The following is a 26,834-nucleotide window of genomic DNA, read 5'->3' on the forward strand; positions in this document are numbered from 1 at the left end:
GAGCGGCTCGGGCCTGGGCTCTAGCCGTTGTCGCCGGCAGTGTCGTTGGTGGTCGGTTCGGCGGCCGGTGTCACGGTGTCCGAAGTCGGCTCGGGAGTGGCCGTGGCCGGAGCCTTGTACGTGTAGTGAGTAATGGTGAGCGTCACCGAGCTGTTCGCGTCCACGCTGTTGCCCTCGCTCGGGTCCACTGCGGTGACAATGTACTGATCGTCCTTGCTCTCGTCGTCGGTGGTTCCCTCCACCGTGGAGCTGTTGTAGGTCAGTCCCGCCGCCGTGATCGCGGACTGCGCCTCGTCCTGGGTCATGCCGATAACGTTCGGCACCGTGGTCTTACCGGAGGACACCACCAGGGATACCGACGAGCCGCGCTCAACCGAGGTGCCTGCCACCGGGTCGGTGCGAATGACCGCGCCGGAGGCGACCTCGGTGGAGTCCTCGGTGGTCACGTCGCCCACGCTCAGGCCCGCGTTGGTGATCGCCGTGCGCGCGTCGGCCTGGGATTGGCCGGACACGTCGGGCACGCTCACCATGGCCGAGCCGGAGGAGAAGTGCACGGTGACCGTCGACCCCAGCAGCACCGAGGTGCCCTCGCCCGGGTCGCTGGAGACCGCCAGGCCCGCGTCGATCGTGTCGGAGTTGACGTCGTCGCCCTTCTCGTAAACCAGGCCCAGGTTCTCGATGGCCGACTGGGCATCGGACTCGCTCATGCCGGACACACTCGGCACAGCCACGGCCGTGGCGGACGGCGTCGGCGTCGGTTCGGGACCGCGGCCCAGAACCCCGGAGGCGTACAGGCCCAGCAGCGTGCCCAGGGCGATCAGGGCCACCAGCACGAGCGCCCACACCCACCAGCGACGGCGCGGCTGCTCCTCCTCCTCCGCGGGCGTCTGCTCCTGCGGGGAGGGGGCGGCCGCGGCGGCCTCGGCCTCCTGCGGGAGCACGGTGGTGGCCGCCCAGGAGTCGGTGGCGGGTGCGGCCACATCCAGGCCGCGCGCGGCCGCCAGCAGGTCCGCCCGCATGTGGGCGGCATCCTGGTAGCGGTCATCCCGGTTCTTGGCCAGGGCTTTGAGCACCACCCGGTCCAGGGAGTCGGGGATGTCGGCCGCGATCGACGACGGCGGCTTGGGGATCTCCCGCACGTGCTGGTAGGCGATCGCCACCGCGGAGTCGCCGGTGAACGGCGGCTGGCCGGTCAGCAGCTCGTACAGCAGGCAGCCGGTGGAGTACAGGTCGCTGCGGGCGTCAACCACCTCGCCGCGGGCCTGCTCGGGGGACAGGTACTGGGCGGTGCCGACCACGGCGTGCGTCTGGGTGACGGTGGCGGCGGAGTCCTCCACTGCGCGGGCGATGCCGAAGTCCATGACCTTCACGGCGCCGGCCTGGGTCAGCATGATGTTGCCGGGCTTGATGTCGCGGTGCACGATGCCGGCCCGGTGGGAGTACTCCAGGGCATCCAGCACGCCGGTGGTGATCTCCACGGCCTCGGAGATGGGTACGGCCTCGCCCTCGCCCAGCAGTTCGCGCACCGTGTGCCCCTCCACGTACTCCATGACGATGAAGGGGACCGCGCGGCGGGTGCCGTCGGGCTGGGTCAGTTCCTCCTCGCCGGAGTCGTACACGGCCACGATCGCCGGGTGGTTCAGCGCGGCCGCCGACGTCGCCTCCCGGCGGAAGCGCGCCTGGAAGGTCGGGTCACCGGCAATGTCCGAGCGCAGCAGCTTGATGGCGACGATTCGGCTCAGGCGGGTGTCGTAGCCGAGGTGGACCTCGGCCATGCCGCCGCGGCCGATGAGCTCGCGGAGCTCATAACGTCCGGCAAGCATCTGCTGAGGGGACTGAATCGTCACAGTGCCTCCTTTGAAGAGGTGGTGGACACGACCGCATGATCACGGGAGGCGCCCGAGTGCGCTGAAGCAAGGGTACCCGCCGCCACCAGCAGCATGAGCAGGATCAGGATGGTGACCACGATGCGGATGGTGCCGGCGGGCAGGCCGAAGCGCTCGCGGCCCGAGGCATGCCGGGTCGACGCCGTCGCCGGGCTTGAGGCGCTGGCGGCGGCGGTGCGGGTGCGGTCCGCGGCCGGGATGGTGCGGGTGGTGGGGGTGGATGACTGGGGGGAGGCGGCGAGGGCGGTCGCAGCCGCCGGTGCCGCGGTGCGGGCGGGTGCCGGGTCGGCCGGCGGCGCGGATGTGGTCCCGGCGGCGTCCACTGCCCGGGAGTCGACGTCCGTCGCAACCGCTGAAACCGCGGCGGCGATGCGGCCGGTCGCGGTCCAGGTGGGCGCCTCGCGCGGGTCCCAGGACTCCGCGGGAAGGTTGATCACGATCCGGTCCAGGCGGCGGGCCAGTTCGCGGGCCGAACGGGGGCGGTCTGCCGGCTTCTTGGCCAGCAGCTCCATCACCACCTCGCGCACCTCTGCCGGCAGGTGGTCGGGCAGCGGCGGCACCGGCTGGTTGACGTGGGCGAAGGCGATGTCCACCTGCGTGGAGCCGGTGAAGGGGCGGTGCCCGGCCAGGGCCTCGTAGGCGATGACCCCCAGCGCGTACAGGTCCCCGGAGGGGGTGGCCATGTTGCCCATGGCCTGCTCTGGGGCGAGGTACTGGGCGGTGCCCATGACCATGCCGGTGGCGGTCATGGGGCGCTGATTGACGCCCATGGAGATGCCGAAGTCGGTGAGCTTGGCCAGTCCCTCCCGGTTGATCAGGATGTTGGAGGGCTTGACGTCGCGGTGCACCACGCCGGAGTCGTGCACCACCTGCAGGGCACGGGCGACCTGCGCCAGGATCGGCAGGATTTCCTCCGGCGGCATGGTGCCCCGTTCGGCCAGGATGTCCGACAGGGCGCGTCCCTGCACCAGCTCCATGACGATCCAGCCGGAGCCGTGCCGCTCCCCGGAGTCCAGCACCACCGCCAGGTTCGGGTGGCGCAGGCCGCGAGAGTTGGCGGCCTCGGCGCGCAGGCGGGATAGGAAGATCTCATCCCCGGCCAGTTCCGGGCGCAGGATCTTCGCGGCCACCGCCCGACCGGAACGCAGGTCGGTGGCGCGCCACACCTCGCCCATGCCGCCCAGGGCGATGCGCTCAACCAGCTGGTAGCGGCCCTGCAGCTCTAGGCCGGGTTCGGGTTTCACTGGTCCACCGCCGCGTCGATCACGGAGGCGGCGATCGGGCCGGCGACCGAACCGCCGGTGCCGGTGGTGGCGGTCTGCTCACCGCCGTCGAGCACGACGGCGACGGCGACGGTGGGATCGGCGATGTCCGTGCCGGCGAAGCCGGCGAACCAGGTGACCGGGCCGCCCTCGGCCGATCCCGTCTCGGCGGTGCCGGTCTTTCCGGCCACCGTCACGCCGGCAACCTGCGCGGTGGTGCCGGTGCCGTCGGTGACCGCCTGCTGCATCAGCTCCGACAGGGTCTGCGCCGTGGAGGAGTCGATCGGTGTGCGGGCCACCTTCGGCGTGGCGGTAGACACGACCGACAGGTCGGAGTCGAGCGTTTGAGCGATCAGGTAGGGGGTCATCTGGTCGCCGCCGTTGGCGATGGTGGCGGCCACCGTCGCCATCATCAGCGGCGTGACCCGCACGGAGGCCTGCCCGATGCCGGCCATGGCGGTCTGTGCCTGCGAGTCGTTGGCCGGGTAGGTGGACGGGGTGACCGTCAGCGGTATGTCCAGGTCCTCGCCGAAGCCCCAGTTGGCGGCCTCCGTGGCGAGCTCGTCGTCGCCCACATCCATGGCCAACTGGGCGAAGGGAGTGTTGCAGGACTGGGCGAATGCCTCGGCCAGGGTGACGGTGCCGTTGCCACAGGACTCGCCGGCGTAGTTGGACAGGGCGTGGTTGGTGCCCGGCAGGGTGAGGGTGTCCGGCGCGTCCATCTCCGTATCCGCGCTCGCCTCCCCGGTGCGTAGCGCGGCGGCGGTGGTCAGGATCTTGAAGGTGGATCCCGGCGGGTACAGGTCCCCACCGATGGCCCGGTTGACCAACGGTTTGGCGGGGTCATCGTTCAGGGACTCCCAGGCCGACTGGACGGTGTCGGAGTCGTGGGCGGCCAGCAGGTTGGGATCGTAGGAGGGGGAGGAGACCAGGGCCAGGATCGCGCCGGTGGACGGGTCCAGGGCCACCACGGCGCCCCGCCTGCCGCCCAGCGCATCCCAGGCGGCCTGCTGCACTTGCGGGTCGATGGTCAGCTTGATGGCGCCACCCTGTTGGGTCTCCCCGGTCACCAGGGACTTGATGCGGCTGGAGAACAGGGAGGGGTCCTCCCCGTTGAGCACCGAGTTCGCGGTCAGCTCCAGCCCGGTCATGGAGGAGAAGGAGGTGGAGAAGTAGCCGGTCAGCGGGGCGTACAACTGCCCGCCCGGGTACGTGCGCTGGTAGGTGTAGGCGTCGTCGGAGGGTTCGGAGTCGGCGATCACGGTGTCGCCGGCCAGGATTTGGCCCCGGTCGGTGCCGAACTGGGCGTAGACCATGCGGGCGTTGCGCGAGTCCGTGGTCAGTGTGCCCTGCTGGGAGGAGGACTCCCACAGGGCCGGCCGGTTCAGTCCCTGCACGCTGGTCAGGGAGGCTGCCAGGGCCAGCACCATGACCAGCACCAGCACGGTGACCTGGCGGATCTGCCGGTTCATGCGTCACCCTCCTCATCCGCGGGACGGTGGGGAGCGAAGGCGGGCGGTTCGGCGTCGGCCCGCTCGGGGGCCGCCTCGGGTCGGGCCGGGGTGGGCGCGTCGTCGGCGTCCTGCACCTGCTTGCGCAGGGAGGTGGGCAGGTCGGCGGTGTCGATGATGCGGGGGGCGGCCGCGGCGGGGCGACGGGCGGCGTCGGACAGGCGCACCAGCAGCGCCAGAATGATCCAGTTGGCGATCAGCGAGGAGCCGCCGTAGGCGAGGAACGGGGTGGTCAGGCCGGTCAGCGGGATCAGCCGGGTGACTCCGCCGACCACCACGAACACCTGCAGGGCGATGGTGAAGGACAGGGCGGTGGCCAGCAGCTTGCCGAAGCCGTCCCGCAGGGCCAGGGCGGTGCGCAGACCCCGCTGCACCAGGATCAGGTAGAGCATGAGGATGGCGAGCGTGCCCGTCAGTCCCAGTTCTTCACCCAGGGAGGCGACGATGAAGTCGGAGTTGGCGAAGGTGGTCAGGTTCGGATAGCCCTCACCCCAGCCGGTGCCCATCAACCCGCCGTAGGCCATGCCGAACAGGCCGGTCACCAGCTGCCAGGAACCGCCCGGCATCTCGTAGACGGACGGGTCCATGGCGTGCAGCCAGGCGGTGATGCGCTGCTGCACGTGGGCCAGGTGGGTGGCGGCGAACCAGGCGGCGGGCAGGAACAGGGCGGCGCCGATCACCAGCCAGCTGGGCCGGTCGGTGGCCACGTACAGGGTGACCACGAACAGGCCGAACAGCAGCACCGAGGAGCCCAGGTCCCGCTGCAGCACCAGCACCAGGATGCTTACGCCCCACACCACCAGCAGGGGCGCCAGGTGCCGGGCGCGCGGCAGGTTCATTCCCAGCACCCGCCGACCCGCCAGGGCCAGGTTGTCCCGGTTGGAGACCAGGTAGGAGGCGAAGAAGATCGCCAGCAGCACCTTGGTCAGCTCCGCCGGCTGGAAGGACATCGGTCCCAGGTGAATCCAGATGCGGGCGCCGTTGACCTCCGTGCCCAGCCCGGGCACGAACGGCAGCACCAGGAAGCCCAGGCCGCCCCACATGGCCCAACTGTCCCAACGGCGCAGCAACCGGTGGTCGCGCATCAACAGCACCAGGCAGAACAGGATCACCCCCAGGGCGGTCCATATCGCCTGCTTGGTGCCGTAGTCGTGAACCTGCCCGGTGCGCTCGTAGGACAGGTCCAGTCGGTGGATCATGGCCAGGCCGATGCCGTTGAGGGCGACCGCCGTCGGCAGCAGCACCGGGTCCGCCCATGGGGCGGTGCGGCGCACCCACAGGTGAACCACCAGGCACACCGCGGTCAGGGCCGCCGCCAGCCGCAGCGACTGGGCGGGGGATGCGCCGGTGCGGTTGAGGGTCGTCAGCACGAAGGCGGTCAGGCCGATGACCAGGGCGATCAGCAGCAGGCCGGCCTCGGCCCAGCGGCCCGTGTGGCGCGACGACGCCGAGGCCGGAACCGATGCGGGACGGGCGGGGGAGGTCATGTGCTCGACTCCCGCTGCCCCGGCGCGGCGGGGCCCAGGGCGCGGGTGGAGGAGGAGCCGGCGCCCCGGCTGGATGCGGACGTGGGGGCCTGGGTGGCTGTCGGCGTCGGCGTAGCGGTCGCGGTCGGTACTGGGGTGGGGGTGGCCGCCGGCTCCTGAACCAGGTTATCCATCACCGTGGTGCGCACGTACTGACGGGCGGCGTCCAGGGAGGGCTGCTGCACGGTCCGCTCAAGGGTGGCCAGAATCTGTGAATTCAGCGCATCAACGGTGGGCTCGTCATAGGTCTGGACCACGTGGCTGAGGGAGATCGGACCGATCTCCTGCGGGATGCCCTGATAGATGACGACGCGGTCGTTCAGCGTGGTCACGTAGTACTGGGACTGGGTCCACTGGTAGCCGAGGACACCCGCACCGAGCACGGCCAGCACCAGGATCAGGGTGGCGATGATCGAGCGCAGCCGACGTTTGCGGCGCCGGGCGAGCTGGCTTCGCGCCTGGGCGGCGATCGCCTCCTCCTCGGTGGTGTCGCTGGGGGCCGGTTCGGAGTCCAGGCCCGCCACCAGGGCGGCGGCCTTCGCGGCCGGCGTCGTCGCCGGGGTAGTGTCCGGGGGATCCGCGGAGACTGGGGGCTGCTCCCCCGTGGCGGCCTGCCGCAGGCGGGCGCGGCGGTTGGCTGCGGAGCCGACGATCTGCGTGTCGGTCTGCGGCTGGGGGTCGTTCTCGACGACGTCGAACACCACCACGGTGACGTTGTCGGGACCGCCGGCGCGCAGCGCCAGGTCGATGAGCTGGTCGCCCGCCTGGCCGGGGTCATCGACCGTGGCCAGCACCTCGCCGATGGTGTCGGCGGAGACCGGACCGCTCAGCCCGTCGGAACACAGCAGCCAGCGGTCGCCGGGCACCGCCTCACGGATGGACTCGTCCAGCTGGACGTCGCCCTCGGCGTCGCCGAGCACACGCAGCAACACGGAGCGCTGCGGGTGTCGGCGTGCCTGCTCGCGCGTCAGACGGCCGGTTTCCACCAGGTACTCCACGAAGGTGTGGTCGGTGGTGACCTGGGTGAGTTCGCCGCCGCGCAGCAGGTAGGCGCGCGAGTCACCCACATGCACCATGGCGAGTTTGTTGCCCGAGCGCATGATCGCGATGCAGGTGGTGCCCAGGCCCGCGAGGTCGGGATTGTCGGCGGACAGCGAGACCAGGTCGGCGTGCGCCTCCTGGACGGCGCTTCGCAGCAGGTCCAGCAACTCGCCGGCCTGGTGGGAGTCGGCGTCCAGCGGCACCAGGTGCTCCACCGCGACGGCGGAGGCGATGTCTCCGCCGGCGGGGCCGCCCATGCCGTCGCACAGGAGCATCAGGTGCGGGCCGGCGTAGCCGGAGTCCTGGTTGGAGGCGCGGACCAGCCCGACGTCACTCCTGGCCGCATAGCGCAGGGAGATGGTCATGGGCGCAGCTCCAAGGTGGTCTGGCCGATTCGCACCGGCACTCCGACGGGCAGTTCAACGGCACCGTACACGGGCCGCCCCGCAAGCGTGGTGCCGTTGGTGGAGGACAGGTCCTCCAGCCACCAGGCGCCGTCCTTGGGGAATACGCGGGCGTGTCGGGAGGACGCGTAGGAGTCATTGAGCACCAGCGTGCAGTTCTGGTCGCGTCCAATGGTGATGGAGGTGGGGGTCAGGGGCACCATGGAGCCCGCCAGGGGCCCCTCGGTGATCACCAGGCGGGTGGGGCCGCGGTTGCGGCCGGCCGCGGCGCCGGCGTCCCGGCGCAGACCTCGCCGTCGGGTCGGGGTGGCAGACACGTCGGCCACGTCGCGGCGCAGCACGCGTACGACGAAGTACACGAACACCCACAGCAGGACTAGGTAACCCAGCCGGGCGATGGTGAACGCGAGCTCACTCACCCGTTGGCTCCTGTGCCTTGGGTGCCGTCCCAGAACATGATCCGGGTGCGGCCGATGGTGAGCGTGTTGCCGTCCAGGAGGGTGGCGGCGTCGACCCGGTGGCCCTCCACGAAGGTGCCGTTGGTGGAGCCGAGGTCGGTGGCGATCGCATGCCCCTGGGTGAGGCGGATCTCCAGGTGGCGGCGGGAGACGCCGGAGTCATCGACGATGATGTCCGCCTCGCTGCCGCGGCCGATCACGGTGACCGGGCCGGTGAGCAGGTAGCGCTGCCCGTCGATGTCCAGGATGGGATGGGTGGGGGAGGCGGTGGCGGCGGCCGCGGGTGCGGCGGCGCCACGGCGGGTGGAGGAGTCGATCTCGATGTTGGGGGGCGTCAGGCCGACGTCGGGGATGAAGGAGACGTCAACCGGTCCGACGAAGGAGTAGCCCTGCTCGCCTGCGTGGGTGGTGGCGGTCTCCTCCATCTGCCGCACCATCTCATCCATGCCCCAGGTGTTCAGGCGCTCGATGTCGCTGGGGGCCAGGTGGATGCGGAAAACGTTGGGCACCACGGAGCGGTCGCGCGCGAAGGAGGCGGCGCGCTTGTCCATCGTCTCGCGCAGCTTCGAGGCGATCTCGATGGGCTCGACGTCATCGGAGAACCGGGACATGGCCCGATTGGCGACGCTGCCGACGCCCTTCTCGAACTTGTCCAGGAGACCCATGGACTACCTCCCCGTGTGTTTCACAGCGGCCGCGGCGCCGCCGCTTCCGTCCGCGAGGCGGGCGGGCGCCCGGCACGCGGCCTGATTCGGCCACGATACTGGGACTGCCCGTGGCGTGTGTACGCCTGGACGGAATCCAGGGGTGACCTGCCCCAATCGTAACGGGTGAGGCGCTTACACCGGGAAGGTGGGCGCGATGGCCGTGTTGCGATCGGGACGTTACCCGGAGCGGCGGCTGGGCGGGGCCGGGCTGGTGTCTCGGAGCAGGTGTGGGGCTTGGCCGGGGAGGACTCGGTGCCGCCCCCTGTCACCGGGAACCTGGCTCGAGGAGTCTGGGCGGGTGGGGAGCGCTGTTCGCCCGTGCTCGCCCGGTCGGACCGTGTGCCGTGCAAGCGGTCCGCCATGTGGGTGAGCGGTTTCACGGTCGGCGGCGGCGGTCTGGATTGGACGCAGACGCCTGCGAGCCGCTAGCATGAACACACGTCGATGCGCGAGTGGCGGAATTGGTAGACGCGCACGGTTCAGGTCCGTGTGATCTTGCGATCATGGGGGTTCGAGTCCCCCCCGCGCACCAGGGAAGGCCCGGAGCTGGTTCACCAGCCCGGGCCTTTGTCGTGTTCGGCGAGACCGATGCCGGTTTCGTGTTCGCCGGACCCGGCCTATCCCGGTCGAAGGTGCCGACATGAACACGCCTTCGCGTCAGATACACGAGTTTTAGAGGTTTGCACGTGTTCGGCGCCCGCAAAGCTCTAAAACTCGTGTATTCGCGAGGAACTCGTGTACGAGACGAGGCCCGGCGGCCCGACGCCCGAGAGCAGACCGCTCGCACCGGCGTCGGAACCGATCAGGCCCACCCAGCGGCCCGGCAACCGAGGGCAGACCTGCCCCCGCGGCGGCCGACCCTAGGCACGGCGGGTATCTGTTCCGCTAGCCCGGCGGCGGTGCGACAGCAACCCGGCCAGCGCAACGCCCAACCAGGCGCCGACGCCGTTCTGGACGACGTTGAACAGTGATGGCCGACGGTCGAGCGCCGGCAGGGCCCACTGCATCAGTTCCGCGCCCAGGCTGAGGGCACAGCCCGCGAGCACCCACGTCCACCAGGGCACGCGTGGCCAGCCCAGGCAAGCCAGGAAGGTCAGCGGCGCTAGCATCGCGAGGTTCAAGGCGATGTCTTTTCCGGCCGGCGTGAGGAACCAGGGACCCAACCCGGCCTTGACGGCGGCGACGTCCCCTCCCGATGGCCACAGCACCGCGAATAGGACCACGAGCAGGTAACCGGCGGCCAGTACGCGGGTCGTGCGGTACCCGGTCCACATGTCGCGACCCTTCAGCGCCCGACGCGTGCGTCCAGCTGGTCGGTCTGCTCCTGGTCCAGCGACGAGGGCGTGATGACCGGCAGGACCGACCAGGGGAAGTTGATCCACTTATCGGTCACCCGCCAGCAGTAGTCCGGCGCGAAGATGCTGCGCGGCTTGCGGTAGATCACCGCGCTGCGGGCGTCCACGGCCACGGTCTCACCGCCCAGGTCGAGACCCCGGTGCTGCAGCAGCTCCATGACCATCTTCAGGGTCTTGCCGGAGTCGGCCACGTCGTCGACCACCAGCACCTTCTTGCCGGGCAGGTCCGAGGCGTCCATGAGCGGTGGCAGTACCACCGGCTCCTCCAGCGTCTGGCCCACCCCGGTGTAGAACTCCACGTTGATGGCGCCCATGGCCTTGATGCCGATCGCGTAGCCGATGGCGCCGGCGGGGATCAGTCCGCCGCGGGCGATGGCGATGATCAGGTCCGGCACCCAGCCGGAGGCCACGATCTGCGCGGACAGTTCGCGTTCAGCGCGGCCGAACAGCTCCCAGGTGAGCTCTTCGCGGTCGGGGGCGGCGTCCGAGGTGGCGCCGTCATCGAAGGGAAGGGTGGTCGAGGCGGGCTTAGTAGCGTCGGTCACTCTGCGAATCGTAGCGGCCCGCAGCGGCGCGGATCGCGAGTGTCGCGAGGCGACCGGTGACGACGACGTGACCGGGTAGACGGTCGCCAACGGGATATGACGCGGCGTCCCACGGGTTGTGGGAGGCAAGCCCGGTCGGCACCGGCCGGGACCCATCCCATAGAGAGGCATCCACGATGAGTGAGATGAACCCGAAGTACGCGCCGCTATTCGAACCCCTGGAACTCAACAACGGCGTGACGCTCAAGAATCGGCTCGTCGTGGCGCCGCTGACGATCTACGACTCGGGCGCCGACGGCGAGCTGACCGACGCCGCCCGCCGCTTCTGGAACGACCGCTTCAAGGGTTTCTCCCTGTTCATCGTGCCGTTCACGAATGTGGCGCCGGGCGGCATCGGCTTCGAGTCCCCCAACGCCTTCGACTCCCGGCACCTGGCCACGCTCAAGGAGTACGCGGACATCGCTCACGCCCAGGGGGCGCTCGCCGTCGTCCAGCTCGCCCATTCCGGGCTGCACGCCCGCAGGGAGATGACCCAGGGGCACGACGTCGTCTCCCCCACAACGGCTCCCTTCGCCGGCTCGCGGGCCATGACCGACGACGAGGTGCGCGGCCTGGTAGACGCCTACGCCCGCGCCACCGAGCTGAGCCTTGAGGCCGGCCTGGACGGCGTGGAGATTCACGGCGCGAACGGCTGGCTGGTGCAGCAGTTCTTCTCCGGCAACACCAACCTGCGCACCGACGACTGGGGCGGCTCGCGCGAGAAGCGGATGGCACTGCCGCTGGCGGTCGTGGACGCCGTCGACGCCGTGCGCCGTCGGCACGACCGGCTCGACTTCATCGTGGGTTACCGCTTCTCCCCGGAGGAGCCCGGCGAGCGCGGCCTGACCATGGCGGACACCTTCGCCCTGGTCGACGCCCTGGTGGACAAGCCGTTGCAGTACCTGCACGTGTCCCTGTGGGACTTCTACAAGAAAGCGCGTCGGGGCGCGGACACCTCCCTGACCCGCATGCAGTTGCTGCACGAGCGCATCGGTGGGCGGATGCCGTTGATCGGCGTCGGCAACCTGTACACGGCCGACGACATGATTCGCGCCTGGGACACCGGCTGGGCCGAGCTGTTGGCCATCGGCAAGAGCGTCCTGCTCAACTCAACCCGCACCTGATCGAGCTGATCCGTACCGGCCGCGAGGATGAGATCGAGACGACCTTCGACTGGGACAAGGCCGACACCTACCGCTACACGCAGGCCATGCTGGAGGGTACCCGGATGGGGACCGACTTCTATCCGCGCTCCAAGCAGTTCAGCCCCCGCTACCGCAGCGAGGACTACTGAGATGCCGGGGCTGCGCCGCCCGCGCGCCCTGACGGTGACCACCCGGCGGGGCAGCGTGCTGGACGGGGCCCTGCTCCCGGCCCAGGCCGCGGACACGGTGGTGATTGCCATCACCGGTATCCACGGGAACTTCTACTCCAACCCCTTCTACGTCACCTTCGGGCGGACCCTCAACCGGGCCGGCATCGACTTCGTGTACGCGCAGACGAACGACGCCTTCAACGAGATCCCCGGCACCAACGCGGTGACGGGGCAGGAGGAGGTCATCGGCTCGTGGAACGAGGACTTCGCCTTCACCGACGAGGATCTGGGGGCTTGGCTGGACTACGCGGAGGCCGCCGGCTATCGGCGAATCATCCTGGCCGGGCACTCCCTGGGCGCCAACAAGGTCATCTACTACCTGGCGCGCCACCACGATGAGCGGGTGGAGCACTTCCTCCTGCTCAGCCCCGCCAACCTGCGCCACCTGACCAACCAGGTCACGGCGCAGGAGCGGGCCGTGGTGCGCGACTACGTCGACCGCGGCCTGGGGGAGCAGCGGCTGCCGTTCCCGCTCATGGGCTGGGTTCCCTGCCGCGCGGAGACCGCCCGCCAGTGGCTGTGCGACAACATCCTGGACAACGTGCACGTGGAGGCCGACGCCGACTTCAGTCAGGTGGCCGCCATGCGGCACACCGGCGCCATGCTCATCGGCACCTATGACCGGTTCAGCTATGGCGACTCGGCGGGGTTCCTGGCGACGATCAACGATCACACCGCCGTCCCGGAGGCGAACGAACTGGTGCTGATCCAGGGCACCGGCCACACCTACCAGGGCAAGGACCAGGAGGTCGCGGACGCCATCGTGCGTCTGGTGCGTGCTTGGGCCTGAGCGGTGCGACCCGGTGCGTAGGTACGGGTGCTTCGCACTGAAGTCGGCTGAAGTGTCCGGATTCGGGACAAACGGCGTTCGGAGCGCCGTGGTCCGCTTGAGAGTCCGCATGATTTCAACGATCTTCAACGCCGTCACGGCAGCTGCCGGCGCGTTTGTCCCGGATTTGGACATCCCAGGCTCTCACCGTTTGTGGGGTGGTGGTTCGGGCCCGCGGGTTGTTGTGGGGTGGTCGTGTTTGGGTGCGGGAGGACGACGTCGGGCTGGCGGGGTCGTTCTCGGGCTGATGAGGTCGTGCTCGGGTCGATGAGGACGTCGTCGGCGCCGTTGTGGGTATGGACGGTTCGTGTGTTTCGGTGACGGTTCGTCAGGTAGCAGCAACGGTTCGGCATGAACGGCGACGGTTCGTACACCTACCCCACGAACCGTCGTCGGATGTGCCGAATCGTCGACCGCAACGTACGAACCGTCAGGCTGGACACGCGAACGTTGACCCGAACGCAGGAGCTATCGTGCCTGGCCCGCCGTGGTTCAGCGGACACCCCGGCCCAACTCCCGTCCATCGCGCCGCGTAGTGCGCCACTGGGGTACGCGCGCCCACCACCACCCGGCCAGCCACCACTCCCGGCCCGCCACGTCCCCGAGCGCGAGGAGCCTGTATGCCCGACGATGAACCGCTTCTTCGCAGGGGGCATGGAGGTTGGCGGTGCGAGCATCCGAGGTGGGGCGGCGTCGCGGACGTAGAGCGAGTGGGATTGAGGCCAGGGCCCGATCATTGGGTACGCCCCTTCGGCCTCTGCTGCGCCCCTTCGGCGTCTGCTACGTCGTTAGACCTCCGCCGGAGGGCCCAGAACCCTTAAGCAAACACCTAACCGGTGTAGTAGACGATGTCAGCGCTAAGCACGCGGGCGAACCGACTCCCGGCTTCATCCACACCCTCGAACGCGAAGCGCCCTACAACCTCGACGCCGAGACCATGCCTGACAAAGTCTTAATGCACCTTGAGGTGCGAGGTGCTTCCTGACCGACGTCGTAAACTCGTCCGATTATTTGGAAGACGGGTCTTAATGCACCTTGAGGTGCGAGGTGCTTCTTGACGAGGACCCCCTTGGATTACCCAAAACCACTTACGCATGTCTTAATGCACCTTGAGGTGCGAGGTGCTTCCTGACGAATACATAGCGTGCACTTCCGCCTCGTACTGGGCGTGTCTTAATGCACCTTGAGGTGCGAGGTGCTTCCTGACTCGAGTGCTTCACCAAGGCACAGGCCGCCACCCGTGCGTCTTAATGCACCTTGAGGTGCGAGGTGCTTCCTGACTCATCATCGCCCTGATCGTTGTCACCGCCATTTACGCGTCTTAATGCACCTTGAGGTGCGAGGTGCTTCCTGACGAGCCGCGTCGTGAATCGCGAGACGATTACCGGCATGGTCTTAATGCACCTTGAGGTGCGAGGTGCTTCCTGACGGGAGCTGTCGCTGCTCGCCAAGGGCTACCTGGAGGGTCTTAATGCACCTTGAGGTGCGAGGTGCTTCCTGACGCCAACCGGGACGCTCGCCGCCGCGCGAACCGCAGGGGGTCTTAATGCACCTTGAGGTGCGAGGTGCTTCCTGACCCCTACCCCTGGAAACCGCGTCATACCGCCACTTCCAGAGGCGAGATCGCCACCGACCCCGCAAGCACCCCACGAGACCGACTGGCACCAGGCCAAAACTACCACCTTTCGTTGAAAACAAGCCAAGCGCCACCGACAGCCCTCCAACCCCCTCCAGCCACCAACTTTCAACGAAGTCATGCGGAAAAGTCGGGGTCAAAACGTACCAATCTTTGTACCGTAGACCGAATCGTGACCATCCGGCGAGCGCCCCAACATCCCCATACGTCCCAACAACCCCACACACCACACCCGCAACCGCCGCTCTCGCCACCTCCAGACGTCCCCGCCGCACCGCCGCTCCCGCCGCAGACCATCGTCGACACCTTCACCCAGCCGGGCGACTCCCACGCCACCTCACCGTTAACAACGCCAGTTAACGCTCTGCTGAAGGCCTCCGAGGCATACAGCAGACGACTGAGCGGCGCAGCAGACCGCAAACCGGCGTAACAAAATGCACCCGAATCCCGTAAGGCGGCCTCCGGCCCCAGGACATTCATTCCTTGACCGCGCCCGAGGTGGTGTCCATGATCCGGCGTTGGAAGATAAAGAACAGCACGGCCACCGGCACCGTCATAATTAGGGCGGCGCCTAATTTCAGCGGGTACTGGTTGCCCTGCCCCAGGCTGCCGGCACTCAGTTGTGCCACGCCCTTGGTCAGGGTGATCAGTCCGGAAGAACGCGACGCCACGATGAAATGGCTCAGCTCGTTCCACGATCCCTGGAAGGACAGAATGGTGATGGTGACAAGGCTGGGCACGCTCATGGGCAGCACGATTGAGAAGAAGATCCTCCAGGTGCCCGCCCCGTCCACGCGGGCCTGCTCCTCCACCGAGGCGGGAATCGACTCGAAGAAGCCCTTCATGATGAACACCCCCGCGGCGTCACAAAGCAGGGGAACGATCAGCCCCGACCAGGAGTCGTACATCGACAGCTGATTGATGACGAGGAACTTCGGAATCAGCAATACCACACCCGGCACGGACATGATCGCCACCAGCAGCGCATAGACGATTCCACGGCCTTTGAACGGGATGCGGGCGAGCGCATATCCGGCCATGGAATCGAACAGCACACGCCCCGCGGTCACCACCAGCGTGACGATGAGCGAATTGCGCATCCACAGGGGGAAGTCGGATGCCCCGAACAGCTTCACGTAGGCGGCCGTCGAGAACGTGCGCGGAACCAGGCCCAGGGGGTCGGAAGTCGCCTCCGACTCTGTCTTGAAGGAGGTCGCGACGTTGATCAGGAATGGGAAGACGTAGGCCAGCGCCAGGACCACGAGGACCAGGTACAGTGCCGCCCTGCCCGCACGCAGCCGAGAACGCCGTCGGGTGGCACGGCCACGGACGCGGTCCATATGACGCCCGGATGACCCGCTGGCATTCATCGGCCCACCCCCTCCATGATGCCCTCGGCGGTGACCGCCTGCGCGGAGCTTCGCTGTCGCCGTCGGGACTGTCGCCGCCGACGCCGCTCGGCCCGCCTCGCCCGCACGTCATCCTTGTCGCGCAGCACCCAGCGCTGTAGCAGCGTCAGCGCGATGATGATCGCGAACAGCACGAAGGCTATGGCGGAGCCGCGGCCCCACTTCTGGTTGGAGAAGGCGGCCTGGTAGGACAGGTACGCGGGCGTCAGCGTGGTCTTGCCGGGGTCGCCCTGCGTGCCCGTGTAGATCTGGTCGAAGACCTGCCAGCAGCCGATGAGGCCGAGCGTGATGACCGTGAAGAAGGTCGGCTTGAGCTGGGGGACCGTCACCCTCCAGAAGCGCGTCCACGTACCGGCGCCGTCGATCATGGCGGCCTCGTCCACCGACGGGCTCAGCGATTGGAGGGCGGACAGAAAGATGAGCATGAAGGTGCCCGACGTCGTGAATACCGCCATGACGATGAAGGCGGTCATTGCGAAGGACGGGCCGGACAGCCACTCCCACGCCGTGACGCCGAGGAACCTGCCGGTCAGCGTCCGCGACCCGTCGATGCCGAGCAGTCCGAGGAGGGCGGCGACGACGCCGGTGGGATCGTGGAACCAGTTGGGACCGGTGATGCCCAGATGGGACAGAATCTTGTTGACGGCGCCGGAGGCTGAGAACAGGAAGAGCCACAGCACCGTGATGGCCACCGAACTCGTCACCGAGGGGAAGTAGAAGGCGGTGCGGAATACGCCGCGGGCCATGATCCGCTGGTTGACGAGCACGGCGAGGAACAGGGACAGAAATGTCTGTGTCGGCACCACCAGCAGCACGTACCACAGGTTGTTGCGCAGGGCGATACCGAAGTCGCGGGTCGCCAGCCCGCCGGAGACGAGTTCGGCGTAATTAGCGGCGCCGACGAAGTTCACGGAGCCGGACAGCGGGCTGCCGACCCCGCTCCAGTCGGAGACGCTGACCCACGCCGCCATGAGTACCGGGAGTAGCAGAAACACCGCCAGGACGATCACGGCCGGCGCAACGAACAGCCAACCGACCAGGCCGCCTCCCCCGTGGCGACGCCGTGTGCCAGTACTGTCCGCCCTGGAGCGGGATCGGCGGGAGCTCACGCGATCACGGCCTCAAGATTGGTCTGGACGGACTCCAGGATCGTCTTCGGGTCCGCGCTGGACAGGGTTGCGATCTGGGAGTTGAAGTCGGCGACGACGTCGGCCGCCCCGGCGGCGGTGGGCACGTTGATGGCGTAGTCGGCGCCAGCGATGAAGGCGGTCATGGTCGGGTTCTCCGCCTCCCACTGCTCGCGGGCGGAGGAGACCGAGGGCATGACGCCGAAGGCCTGGGCGAAGGCGAGTTGCTGCTCCGTGGAGGTCAGGTACTCCACCAACTTGACGGCGTCCTCCTTGTGCACCGACGCCTCGGCGATGCCGTAGCCGTTGGTGAACTGCATGGTGCCCTTCCCGGCGGGGCCCGCGGGAAGCTCGACGGCTACATACTCGATGTCGGGGTAGTCGGCGGACAGGGAGCCGACCAGCCAGTTTCCCTCAATCGCCATGGCTGCAAGACCGGAACCGAAGGCCTCCCCGCCCCAACCGGCACCGAGATCGGAGGAGAACACGAGCGCGCCGGATTCGAGCAGGGTCTTCACCTCGGTCAGGCCCGTGATCGAGCCTTCGGAGTTCGCGGTGGCCTCGGTGCCGTCCGCGTTGGTCAGTCCGCCCCCTGCCTGCGCCATGAAGGCCCCGACGCGGGCGTATTCGGGACTGCATGTCAGCGGCGTGGTGCCGGAGGCGGCGAGCTTCGCCGCGACCGACTCCAGGGATTCCCAGTCGGTCGGGTAGTCGGCCTCGGTAAGCCCGGCGGCCTGCCACATGGCCGTATTGATGAACAGGGCCAGCGTTGAGAAGTCCTTCGGGGCGCCGTACAGAACGCCGTCGCGAGTGAGGCTGGAGACCAAAGACGGATAGAAGTCGTCGACATTGCTCAGCTGGTCGCCGTAGGCGTAGAGCGATCCGTTGTCCGCGTAGGAGGCGAGATAGTCGGGGGCCAGGTAGAAGACGTCCGCGGGGGAGTCGGCGGCGAATCCCTGGGCGAGTTCCTGCTGGAGGTCGGTCGCGAGTTGCAGCTCCACCGCGATGCCGGTATCGGCGGTGAAGGCCTCGACGGCGGTCGTGTAGGCCGCGGTTTCGGCGTCGCCGGACGAGGCGATCAGGAGCGTGAGGCCGCCTCCGGATCCGGAGGCGGCGGCGTTCCCGGAGTCGTCCATCGAGTTGGATCCGCAGGCTGCCAGCGTTGCGGTGATTGCGGCGGCGATGGTGTAGGTGCCGAAGGTACGGCGAGTGATCTTCATGTTCTCTCCTTTGAGGTGTCCCGGGCGGGGGATGGTGGGTTGATGTGGGCTTGGTAGGTATGGGGCGGTGGACTCAGAGTGCGCGGGCGACCACGGCGCCGGCGGCCGCCGCCCACGCCTGTGGCCGGCAGGAGGCCGGGTAGGGGACCGGGGCGCCGTCGTCGGCCGACGTCCCGGAGAACAGCTCGGGCATGCGGAACCCGAAGCAGGGCGCCGCCGTCAGTAGGGCCTCGGCGAGCGTGCGCGCCTGGGAGGTGAAGCCGTCGCGCAGCAGGCCGTCGATGGCGATGGCGGTGTCATGGGTCCACACCGATCCGCCGTGGTAGCTCAACGGCCAGTAGCCGGCCATGGTGGAGGCCAGGGTGCGCACGCCATAGCCGGAGTTGAGTTCCGGGGAGACCAGCAGCTCGGCCACCCGACGCGACTGTGCCCGGTCCAGGATGCCGGTTCCCAACAGGTGGCCGATGTTGCTTGCGAGAGAGTCGACCTGCTGCTTGCGTGCATCCAGGGCGATGACGGGGTAGCCGTCGGCGGTGTCCCCGCGCCAGAAGGCCTCCGCGAAGCGCTCCCGCAGCGCGGCGGCCCAGGTGGTTGCCGTCGCCGCCAGGACCGCGTCGTCGCCGTTGCCGAAGTCACGCAGCAGCTCCGCCCCGGCCAGCGCCGCGGCATGGGCGTAGGCCTGCACCTCCACGAGCGCGATCGGCCCCTGCGCGATGCGGCCGTCGGCGAACTGAATGGAGTCGCCGGAGTCCTTCCAACCCTGGTTGGCCAGGCCCCTTCCGGTGCCGTCCACATACTCGATGAAGCCGTCGTCGTCGGTGTCGGCGCAGGTGGTCAACCAGGACAGTGCCCGGCGCAGGGGGTCCAGTAGTTCGCGCACGACGGGCTCGGCCAAACCCGCGCGGCGGGCGTCGGTCAGCGTGAGGATCCACAGCTCGGTGGCGTCGATCGTCCCGTAGTAGAGCGGCGGCAGGACCGTGTCGGCATCGACCGCGTTCGCCTCCCGGCGCAGCTCGTGCATGATCTTCCCGGGCTGTTCGGCGGTGTCGACGTCGTACCTGCGCCCCTGCAGGTCCGCGAGGGTGCGCAGCGTGCCCTCCGCCAGGGCCAGGGACCAGGGGTCGGCGGCTTCCAGCAGCAAGCGTGAGGTCCACAGCGAGTCCCGGCCGAACAGGGTCAGGAACCAGGGTGCGCCCGCGGCGGCGAAGGGCTGGGTCGGTGTGGCGCGGCGGGCCAGCAGCAGGTGGTCCAGGTCATCCAGGGCGACCTCCAGCCAGGCGGCTGCGCGCGCATCAGGTGTTCCACGGCGCTTGCGGGCCGGCAGGGCGGGGGCGGGCTGGACGACGGCGTCGTCGTCGGATGCGGTCAGGGACCAGGACGCGGTGAAGGGGATATCGGCGGCGACCGAGACGTCCCAGTGCAGACGCAGGCGCGTGCCTACGGTTTCCAGACGTGCCTCGGGGGCGTTGACGACGGCGCGCACCTGGCCGCGGCGGACCGAGGCGGTGTCTCCGCCGGCGACGGTCCAGGGAAGGTCGCTCAGACGCTCACCGCCCTTGATCATGGCGAGGGGGGACAGGTCGGCGGCCAGCTCGAGAGTGAGGGTCGTGGATACGGGTCGGTCCTGGGCGATCCGCACAGTCAGTGTCTCGGTGAGGACGGTGCCGTCGTCGGCGGGGACGAGCGTGCGATCGGTGGTGATGATGCTGCGGGGATCGGCCCCGCCGCGGTCGAGGCCGCGGGCGAGGGCGCGATGGCGTGAGGCCGCGGCACCGCACCGCTCGACGCTCAGGTGTTCCAGCGCGGAGCCCGTTACGGACAGCGCGCGCAGGCGCAGTGCGCGCACATCCGACTGGTAGACCCCCTGTACGGGCGCATCGCCCATGGAACCGTCGGGCGCGGCGATCGCCTGTGCCGGGGCGTTGACGATCACGACCTGCTCATGGAGGAGAGGTTGGAGCTGGGTCATGACGGTCCTCGACTTCATCGGCGCTGACGCGAACGTCGCCAGCATAAGCAAGATTATTTTAACGATCAAGTCCTTGGTAGCACTACATTTGATCGTTATAAGACAGGACCTGTTCTCCGGTATGAAGTAAGCTGTGGCGGGGCGAGACGCCCGCAACATCATGGGGGTGGAGAGGCATGGCGGCCAGGGCCGTGACCATTCAGGAGGTGGCGCGCCGCGCCGGCGTCTCACCGCAGACCGTGTCCAACGTCCTGAACAATCCCGAGCGCGTCCGTCCGGCCACCGCCCGCAAGGTGCATGCCGCGGTCGACGAGCTCGGCTACCGCGCCGATGCCGCCGCCCGCCGTCTGCGCACTCGTCGCTCCGACACCATTGGGCTGCGCCTCGCCCCGCTGCCGGCGGGGATATCCGGCGCCATCCTCGATGTCTTCCTCCACGAGATCACGATGCGCGCCGCCCAACTGGGGCTGCGCATCCTGCTGTACACCGCCGCCGATCGCGACGACGAGATCACCAGACTGCGCGAGCTGGTCGCCTCCGGGGACATCGACGGTGTCATCCTCACTGACACGCAGGCGGGTGATCCGCGCCCCGCCTGGCTGCGCGACAGGGGCGTGCCATGTGTGTCCTTCGGCAGACCGTGGGGTGAAGAGGAGGCGGCCGAGCACCCGTGGGTCGACGTGGACGGCGCTGCCGGTACTCGCGCCGCCGCCGAATACCTCATCGACACCGGTGCGACGAGGATTGGTTTTCTCGGCTGGCCGGACTCGGCGGGTCAGGGCGTGTCTCGATGCGCCGGGTGGCGCGACGCCGTCCTGGAGGGCGGGTTGATGAACGCCAGCGACGCCGACGAGCTCGTGACCACCTGCCCCGACAACGTCGCGGATGCCATGCGTGCCGCGACGCAACTACTTACACGCCATACCGACATCGATGGACTGGTCTGCGCCTCGGATTCGTTGGCCTTCGGGGCGCTCCTCGCCGTCGGGCCGAAAGTGCGCGTGATCGGCTTCGACAACACCCCCGTGGCGCGTGCCGTCGGCCTATCCAGCGTGGATCAACGCATCGACCTCGTCGCGCAGGCCGTTCTCGACCTGCTGGTCAAGGACGGCCGGGTCGTCGCGCAGGCAGCCGGCAGTCGGGTCATCACCCCCGAGCTGCGAGTGCGCAGCGCCGTCATCCAGGACCCGAGCGTGCTCGGGAGCGATGCCTGAGCGCGGCAGGTCAGCAGCAGCCGGCGGAGACGTTGCTCTCGTCGAAGTCGGCCCGGGCCCGCCACCACTGGCGCGCACTCATCGGTGCGTGGTCGGGGTGCTCGCGCCGATGCCGTTCGACGTAGCGGTCGTAGGCCGACTCGCCCGTGAAGTCGCGCCACAACCCGCGCGCTCGGGCCAGGCCCGCGCGAATCCGACGTGCCCGCCGCGCCGCGGAACGCATCCGCGGCGCGGCGGACGCCGTCGTGCCGACGGCCTCGGCCGCCTCGGCGGTCACTTCGGCCATCTCAGCGGTCCTGGGTGTCCGCGTCGTCCGCCTTGGCGGAGCGGCCCGGAATCAGCGCCGGGTCGCCGACGAGCGCGTACTCGTTGACGAGCTTCTTCTCCAGCGGGCTGGCGATCAGGTGCTCGGGGGCGTAGAAGTTCGACTCCTGATACGGATCCTCGGAGGTGGTGGTGTCGCCCGCGCGCACGGCCCGCACCATGGTGATGGCCGCACACAGCATGACGAAGGCGACGAGCACGAGGAACACGACCGACAGCGTCCCCTGGATCATGGTGTTGCGAATAATGGCTCGCTGCACGCTGATCGCCTCCGCGTCGGTGAGCGTGGGCAGCAGCGCCCGTGCATTGCGCCATTGCTGGAAGTAGCCCACCTGCGGATCGGTGGAGAAGATCTTCTGCCACGACGCCGTGAAGGTGACGGCCGTGTCGAAGACCAGCGGGATCGCGGGAATCCACGCGTACTTCAGCCGCCCCTTGCGCACCGTCATCACCAGGCACAGCAGCAGGGCGATGGCCGCGATGAGCTGATTGGCGATGCCGAACAGCGGGTAGAGCGTCTGAATGCCGCCGCGCGGGTCGGTCACGCCCATGAGCAGCAGCGAACCCCAGGCCGCCACGACGACGCCGGTGGTCGCCCACGCCCCCACGTGCCAGGACGGGTCGCGGAACTTCGGCCAGATGTTGCCCAGGGCGTCACCGAGCTGGAAGCGCGCCACGCGAGTGACGGCGTCGACGGCGGAGAGGATGAACAGCGCCTCGAACATGATGGCGAAGTGGTACCAGAAGCCCATCATCGTCCGGCCGCCGCCGATCTGGTGGAGGATGTGCGACATGCCCACGCTCAGCGTGGGGGCGCCGCCGGTGCGGGAGATGATGCTCGGCTCGCCGACGTCGGAGGCCACCTGCTCCAGCGCCTCGGCCCCCGTGTACGTCTTCGGATTTCCGTCCTCGTCCCAGGAGTCCCACACCGGAACGAGCGAGTCCCCGTGGGCGTCGGTCACCCCGAGGTTGGCGACGGCCGCTGCCGCCACCTCCTCGCGGTTGGAGGCGGTGGCGACGACGTCGTCGCCGGCGAGTGCGTTCATGGTGGCGGCGGAGGTGTTCATGGAGAAGTAGATGCCCGGGCTCAGAGAGACCGCGGCCGCCAGGGCCATGATCGCGACGAAGGACTCCATGAGCATGCCGCCGTAACCGATCATGCGGACCTGGCTCTCCTTCTGAATCATCTTCGGGCTGGTGCCGGAGGACACGGTGGCGTGCATGCCGGACAGGGCGCCGCAGGCGATGGTGATGAACAGGAAGGGGAAGAGCTTGCCGGCGAATACGGGGCCGTCGGTGTTCAGGGCGAACTCGGAGACGGCGGCCATCTCGACCACGGGCCGCACAATGATGATGCCGGCGGCCAGGACCGCGATGGTGCCGACCTTCATGAAGGTGGACAGGTAGTCGCGCGGGGTGAGCAGCACCCACACGGGCAGGACGGCGGCGAGGAAGCCGTAGACGATCATGCACCACACCAGGGTGGTGGGCGACAGGTGCAGGTACTGGCCGAAGGAGGACTCCGCGACCCAGCGCCCGGAGATGATGACGCCGATGAGTACGGCGAAGCCGACGAGCGAGACCTGGGTGATGCGGCCGGGCTGGACGAAGCGCAGCCACAGGCCCATGCAGATGGCGATCGGGATGGTGCAGCCGACGGAGAAGACGCCCCAGGGGGACTCGGCGAGCGCGTTGACGCACACCATGGCCAGCACGGCCAGCACGATCATCAGCATGACCAGGACGATGACGGTGGCCACGGTGCCGCCGACCCGACCGATCTCGTCGGTCGCCATCTGCCCCAGGGAGCGGCCGCCGCGGCGCATGGAGAAGAACAGCACCAGCATATCCTGAACCGCGCCGGCGACGACGACGCCGAGGATGATCCACAGCGTGCCCGGCAGGTAGCCCATCTGGGCGGCCAGGACGGGGCCCACCAGCGGGCCCGCGCCGGCGATGGCGGCGAAGTGGTGGCCGTAGAGGACTACGCGGTGGGTCGGATCGAAGTCGCGGCCGTTGTTGATGCGCTCGGCCGGGGTGGCGTTGGTGTCGTCGGGCCGCATGATGGTGCGCTGGATGTACAGGGCGTAGAAGCGGTAGCCGATGGCGTAGGTGCAGATCGCGGTGACCACGAACCAGATGGTGTTGACGTTCTCGCCGCGTGCGACGGCGAGCATCCACCAGCCCAGCACGCCCAGGGCCGTGATGGCGACCCACAGGGCGATCTTCTTCGGGGTCCACTTGGTATGCGGCTTTATGCCTACGGGCACGCCCTGACGGTTGCGGATGATCAGGCGCTCTTCGTCGGGGGAGTAGGAGGGACGGGCGGGAGCTATGTCGGTTTCCATGCAGTCTCTCATCATCGAGGAGGGGATAAACGAACGTCGGGCCGGGGAGGGCCCGTACTCGGGCAGCTTAGTTCTCACATAAGTGACCGGACAATTACCGTCACGTGCTGTCACGATATCCGTTGCCGCCGACGTGTCGGGAATCCTCATGGGTCTCCGGCTAGCCTGACCCCGTGCCAGACCTACTCGCCTCCGTCGTCGACGTGCTCGCCTCCGCGCCGATCCTGACCGTCTTCCTGGTGATCGGGGTGGGCACCGCCGTCGGGCAGATCCCCTTCGGGCCGATCCGCTTCGGGGCCGCCGGAGCACTGTTCGTCGGCCTCGCCGTCGGCGCCCTGGATCCGAGCCTGGGGGAGAACCTGATCCTGCTGCGCAGCCTGGGCCTGGGACTGTTCTGCTACACCGTCGGCATCGGGGCCGGCAACACCTTCTTCCGCAACCTGCGGCGCCAGCTGCCGCTCATGGCCCTGTGCGTGCTGGCGCTCGTGCTCGCCGGCGGCGCCGGGGCGGTGTACGCCCGCCTGACCGGCATCAGCCCGGCCATGGACGCGGGCGCTTACGCGGGGGCCCTGACCAGCCCGGTCCTGGACTCCGCGATCGAGGCCGCCGGCACCCAGGAGCCCGCCGTCGGTTACGCCCTGGCCTACCCGGTCGGCGTCGCCGTCGCCATCCTCATCGTCGCCATGGTCATCGGCCGCGACTGGCCCGGGCGCCGCGACCCCCGCCCCGCCTCGGCCGACGGCCTGGAGGCCACCAGCGTGTTCCTGCTGCGCCGCGTCGCCCTGAGCGAGCTGGAGGCCTTCCAGCGCAACCGCATCCGCATCTCCTACCTGGAACGCGACGGCGCCACCCGCGTCGTCTCCCCCGACGAGGAGCTGCTGCCCGGCGACAAGGTGGTGATCGTCGGCGCCCCGACCGCCCTGGAGGACGCCATTCATGAGCTCGGCACCGGCTACGACCGCTGCCTGGCCAAGGACCGCACCGTGGTCGACTACCGGCGCCTGACCGTCTCCTCCACCCGCGTGGCGGGACGCACCATCGGCGAACTCGACATGCACGGCCGCTTCCAGGGCGTCATCACCCGCGTGCGCCGTGGCGACCTGGACCTGCTCGCCAACGACGACCTGGTGCTCGAACTCGGCGACCGGGTGCTGGCCGTGGTGCCATCCGGGGATCTGGAGCGGGCCGCCGACTACTTCGGCGACTCCGAGAAGTCCATCGCCCAGATCGACGCCTTCTCCGTCGGGGTGGGAATGGCCCTGGGCGTACTCGCGGGGCTGGTCGCCATCCCGCTGCCCGGCGGCATCACCCTGCGGCTGGGTGTGGCCGCGGGGCCGCTCGTGGTCGGCATGGTGCTGGGTCGTCTGGGCCGCACCGGTCCCTTCATCTGGCAGCTGCCGCACGCCGCCAACGCCACCATCCGTCAGCTCGGGCTGCTGTTCTTCCTGGCCGCCATCGGCCTGGCCTCCGGCCAGGACTTCGCCGCCTCCGCCTTCTCGATGACGGGGCTGGCGGTAGGTGGCCTGGCCGCGCTCGTCGTGGGGGTGGGCGCGGTGGTGCTGTTGGCGGGCGCCCGCCGGGTGGGGTTGAGCGCACCGCGCGCGGCCGGCGGCCTGGCGGGGCTCGTGGGCCAGCCCGCCATCCTCGCCTTCGCCCTGTCCAAGCGTGACGACGAGCGGGTGGAGGCCGGCTACGCCACTCTGTTCGCCCTGGCGATCGTGGTGAAGATCGTCATGGTGCAGGTGCTTGTGGCGGTGTAGGGGCGGCCGGGGGCCGGGAAGTACGTGGAACTTCCCGCATAAACGTACGTGGTGGCTTCCGTACAATCGCCGGCTCATGCCGCGGGCGTCTTGGCCCCGGGCACGGCTCGCACCGCTCAGCCCAGCGCCGCCAACACCACGGCGGCCGAGCGGGCAGCGGCCTCATCGGCGCCGATGTGGAAGTCCTGGCCGGCCTCCGGGCCGCACAGGTCCGAGACGCCGCGGATTGAGGCGAAGGGGATGGCCGCGGCGTGTGCCACCTGGGCCAGGGCGGTCGATTCCATATCGGTGCTGACTGCCTGCGGGAAGCGCTCGCGGGTGTCCTTCACGTTCGCGGCGGTGACGAAGGAGCCGCCCGCGAGCATCTGCCCCACGTGGATGTGGGCGGATCCGGCGGCCGGCGTGGCGGCGTGCAGGGCGTCTGCGGCCGCTCCGGCGCGTGCCACCAGACCCGGATCGCCGGTGAAGGTGGCCGGCTGCCCCGGGGTTTGGCCCGGTGCATAGCCGAAGGCGGTGGCATCCACATCCGTGTAGGCCAGCTCGGTAGACACGCACACGTCCCCAACCTCGACCTCCCGACCCAGGCCGCCGGTAGTGCCCGCGGAGACGATGAGCTCCGGGGCCACCTGCGTGAGCACCGTCGCCAGGGCGCTCGCGGATGCCACCAGTCCGATGCCCGAGCGCACCAGGAGCAACTCGCGCGCTCCCCCCAGGTCCAGCGGCCAGGCCTCGGCACCGCCCGGAAGACGCGGGGCGGTCGCGTCAACAAGCCGCGGCAGACGATCCAGGAAGGGCTGGGCCTCCTCCGGCATCGCCACCACGACCACGGCGGCCACTCGACGGCGGATCGACTGCGGCACATGACTCGGAATCGCGCTCATACCCTGAG

20 protein-coding genes, 1 tRNA gene and 1 CRISPR repeat array are annotated in these 26,834 nt (G+C 69.0%); of the genes, 5 read left to right on the forward strand and 16 right to left on the reverse strand.

What is annotated here, in order from left to right:
* Positions 1-20: 20 nt before the first annotated feature.
* Genes pknB through C3B71_RS00155 form a run of 7 tightly spaced genes read right to left on the reverse strand, consistent with a single transcriptional unit; the run spans position 21 to position 8,753 of the window.
* Positions 21-1,823, reverse strand: coding sequence for a Stk1 family PASTA domain-containing Ser/Thr kinase (gene pknB, locus C3B71_RS00125; RefSeq protein WP_442778379.1), 1,803 nt, complete (start codon positions 1,821-1,823; stop codon positions 21-23).
* A 20-nt stretch (positions 1,824-1,843) separates the two neighbouring features.
* The gene (locus tag C3B71_RS00130; protein WP_108965266.1) at positions 1,844-3,130 is read right to left on the reverse strand and encodes a serine/threonine-protein kinase; all 1,287 of its coding nucleotides are present in this window, start codon (positions 3,128-3,130) and stop codon (positions 1,844-1,846) included.
* Complete coding sequence (locus C3B71_RS00135) at positions 3,127-4,620, reverse strand: peptidoglycan D,D-transpeptidase FtsI family protein (RefSeq protein WP_108965268.1); 1,494 nt, start codon at positions 4,618-4,620, stop codon at positions 3,127-3,129. Before C3B71_RS00135 ends, C3B71_RS00130 begins: the two co-directional genes overlap by 4 nt.
* The gene (locus C3B71_RS00140) at positions 4,617-6,146 is read right to left on the reverse strand and encodes an FtsW/RodA/SpoVE family cell cycle protein (RefSeq protein ID WP_108965270.1); all 1,530 of its coding nucleotides are present in this window, start codon (positions 6,144-6,146) and stop codon (positions 4,617-4,619) included. Before C3B71_RS00140 ends, C3B71_RS00135 begins: the two co-directional genes overlap by 4 nt.
* Complete coding sequence (locus C3B71_RS00145) at positions 6,143-7,591, reverse strand: PP2C family protein-serine/threonine phosphatase (protein WP_108965272.1); 1,449 nt, start codon at positions 7,589-7,591, stop codon at positions 6,143-6,145. The genes C3B71_RS00140 and C3B71_RS00145 overlap by 4 nt, the downstream gene beginning before the upstream one ends.
* The gene (locus tag C3B71_RS00150; protein WP_073333484.1) at positions 7,588-8,049 is read right to left on the reverse strand and encodes an FHA domain-containing protein FhaB/FipA; all 462 of its coding nucleotides are present in this window, start codon (positions 8,047-8,049) and stop codon (positions 7,588-7,590) included. Before C3B71_RS00150 ends, C3B71_RS00145 begins: the two co-directional genes overlap by 4 nt.
* A complete protein-coding gene (locus C3B71_RS00155) occupies positions 8,046-8,753 on the reverse strand; it encodes an FhaA domain-containing protein (protein ID WP_073333487.1) in 708 nt (235 codons plus the stop codon). The genes C3B71_RS00150 and C3B71_RS00155 overlap by 4 nt, the downstream gene beginning before the upstream one ends.
* Positions 8,754-9,241: 488 nt before the next feature.
* On the opposite strand from C3B71_RS00155, the gene C3B71_RS00160 reads away from it, so the two are divergent.
* Positions 9,242-9,327: transfer RNA gene (locus tag C3B71_RS00160), tRNA-Leu, on the forward strand.
* Between the two features lie 328 nt (positions 9,328-9,655).
* On the opposite strand, the gene C3B71_RS00165 is transcribed toward C3B71_RS00160, so the two are convergent.
* Positions 9,656-10,069, reverse strand: a complete 414-nt coding sequence (locus C3B71_RS00165; RefSeq protein ID WP_108965274.1) for a VanZ family protein — start codon at positions 10,067-10,069, stop codon at positions 9,656-9,658.
* Positions 10,070-10,080: 11 nt separating this feature from the next.
* The gene (locus C3B71_RS00170) at positions 10,081-10,695 is read right to left on the reverse strand and encodes a phosphoribosyltransferase (RefSeq protein ID WP_108965276.1); all 615 of its coding nucleotides are present in this window, start codon (positions 10,693-10,695) and stop codon (positions 10,081-10,083) included.
* A 176-nt stretch (positions 10,696-10,871) separates the two neighbouring features.
* Here C3B71_RS00170 and C3B71_RS00175 point away from each other — a divergent pair, with 176 nt between their 5' ends.
* Both C3B71_RS00175 and C3B71_RS00180 read left to right on the forward strand, forming a co-directional pair.
* Positions 10,872-11,858 carry an NADH-dependent flavin oxidoreductase gene (locus C3B71_RS00175; protein ID WP_199912531.1) on the forward strand — a complete coding sequence of 329 codons (987 nt, stop codon included), beginning with the start codon at positions 10,872-10,874 and terminating at the stop codon, positions 11,856-11,858.
* Positions 11,859-12,029: 171 nt separating this feature from the next.
* Complete coding sequence (locus C3B71_RS00180; protein WP_108965278.1) at positions 12,030-12,899, forward strand: alpha/beta fold hydrolase; 870 nt, start codon at positions 12,030-12,032, stop codon at positions 12,897-12,899.
* A 988-nt stretch (positions 12,900-13,887) separates the two neighbouring features.
* Positions 13,888-14,510: a CRISPR direct-repeat array (repeat unit 32 nt; unit sequence GTCTTAATGCACCTTGAGGTGCGAGGTGCTTC).
* A gap of 540 nt (positions 14,511-15,050) precedes the next feature.
* Here C3B71_RS00180 and C3B71_RS00185 read toward each other — a convergent pair.
* The 4 genes from C3B71_RS00185 to C3B71_RS00200 form a co-directional block, all read right to left on the reverse strand.
* On the reverse strand, positions 15,051-15,914 hold the full coding sequence (locus C3B71_RS00185) for a carbohydrate ABC transporter permease (RefSeq protein ID WP_199912533.1): 864 nt from the start codon (positions 15,912-15,914) through the stop codon (positions 15,051-15,053).
* 26 nt (positions 15,915-15,940) lie between these two features.
* Entirely contained in the window at positions 15,941-17,092 is a 1,152-nt protein-coding gene (locus C3B71_RS00190; RefSeq protein ID WP_234415977.1) for a carbohydrate ABC transporter permease, read from the reverse strand.
* The gene (locus C3B71_RS00195) at positions 17,089-18,330 is read right to left on the reverse strand and encodes a sugar ABC transporter substrate-binding protein (protein ID WP_108965282.1); all 1,242 of its coding nucleotides are present in this window, start codon (positions 18,328-18,330) and stop codon (positions 17,089-17,091) included. The genes C3B71_RS00190 and C3B71_RS00195 overlap by 4 nt, the downstream gene beginning before the upstream one ends.
* A gap of 73 nt (positions 18,331-18,403) precedes the next feature.
* Positions 18,404-20,299 carry a glycogen debranching N-terminal domain-containing protein gene (locus C3B71_RS00200; protein WP_199912535.1) on the reverse strand — a complete coding sequence of 632 codons (1,896 nt, stop codon included), beginning with the start codon at positions 20,297-20,299 and terminating at the stop codon, positions 18,404-18,406.
* A 176-nt stretch (positions 20,300-20,475) separates the two neighbouring features.
* On the opposite strand from C3B71_RS00200, the gene C3B71_RS00205 reads away from it, so the two are divergent.
* Entirely contained in the window at positions 20,476-21,513 is a 1,038-nt protein-coding gene (locus C3B71_RS00205; RefSeq protein ID WP_073333510.1) for a LacI family DNA-binding transcriptional regulator, read from the forward strand.
* Positions 21,514-21,523: 10 nt separating this feature from the next.
* Here the strand turns inward: C3B71_RS00205 and C3B71_RS00210 are convergent, their stop codons facing one another.
* Complete coding sequence (locus C3B71_RS00210) at positions 21,524-21,799, reverse strand: YbdD/YjiX family protein (protein ID WP_309300309.1); 276 nt, start codon at positions 21,797-21,799, stop codon at positions 21,524-21,526.
* A gap of 1 nt (position 21,800) precedes the next feature.
* Entirely contained in the window at positions 21,801-24,185 is a 2,385-nt protein-coding gene (locus C3B71_RS00215; RefSeq protein WP_108965284.1) for a carbon starvation CstA family protein, read from the reverse strand.
* 173 nt (positions 24,186-24,358) lie between these two features.
* Here C3B71_RS00215 and C3B71_RS00220 point away from each other — a divergent pair, with 173 nt between their 5' ends.
* The gene (locus C3B71_RS00220) at positions 24,359-25,945 is read left to right on the forward strand and encodes an aspartate:alanine exchanger family transporter (protein ID WP_108965286.1); all 1,587 of its coding nucleotides are present in this window, start codon (positions 24,359-24,361) and stop codon (positions 25,943-25,945) included.
* Positions 25,946-26,061: 116 nt separating this feature from the next.
* Here C3B71_RS00220 and mtnN read toward each other — a convergent pair whose 3' ends face one another.
* Complete coding sequence (mtnN, locus tag C3B71_RS00225) at positions 26,062-26,826, reverse strand: 5'-methylthioadenosine/S-adenosylhomocysteine nucleosidase (protein ID WP_181574849.1); 765 nt, start codon at positions 26,824-26,826, stop codon at positions 26,062-26,064.
* Between the last annotated feature and the right edge of the window lie 8 nt (positions 26,827-26,834).

It is taken from the genome of Actinomyces sp. Z16 (assembly GCF_003111765.1).
Classification (GTDB): Bacteria; Actinomycetota; Actinomycetes; order Actinomycetales; family Actinomycetaceae; genus Actinomyces; species Actinomyces glycerinitolerans.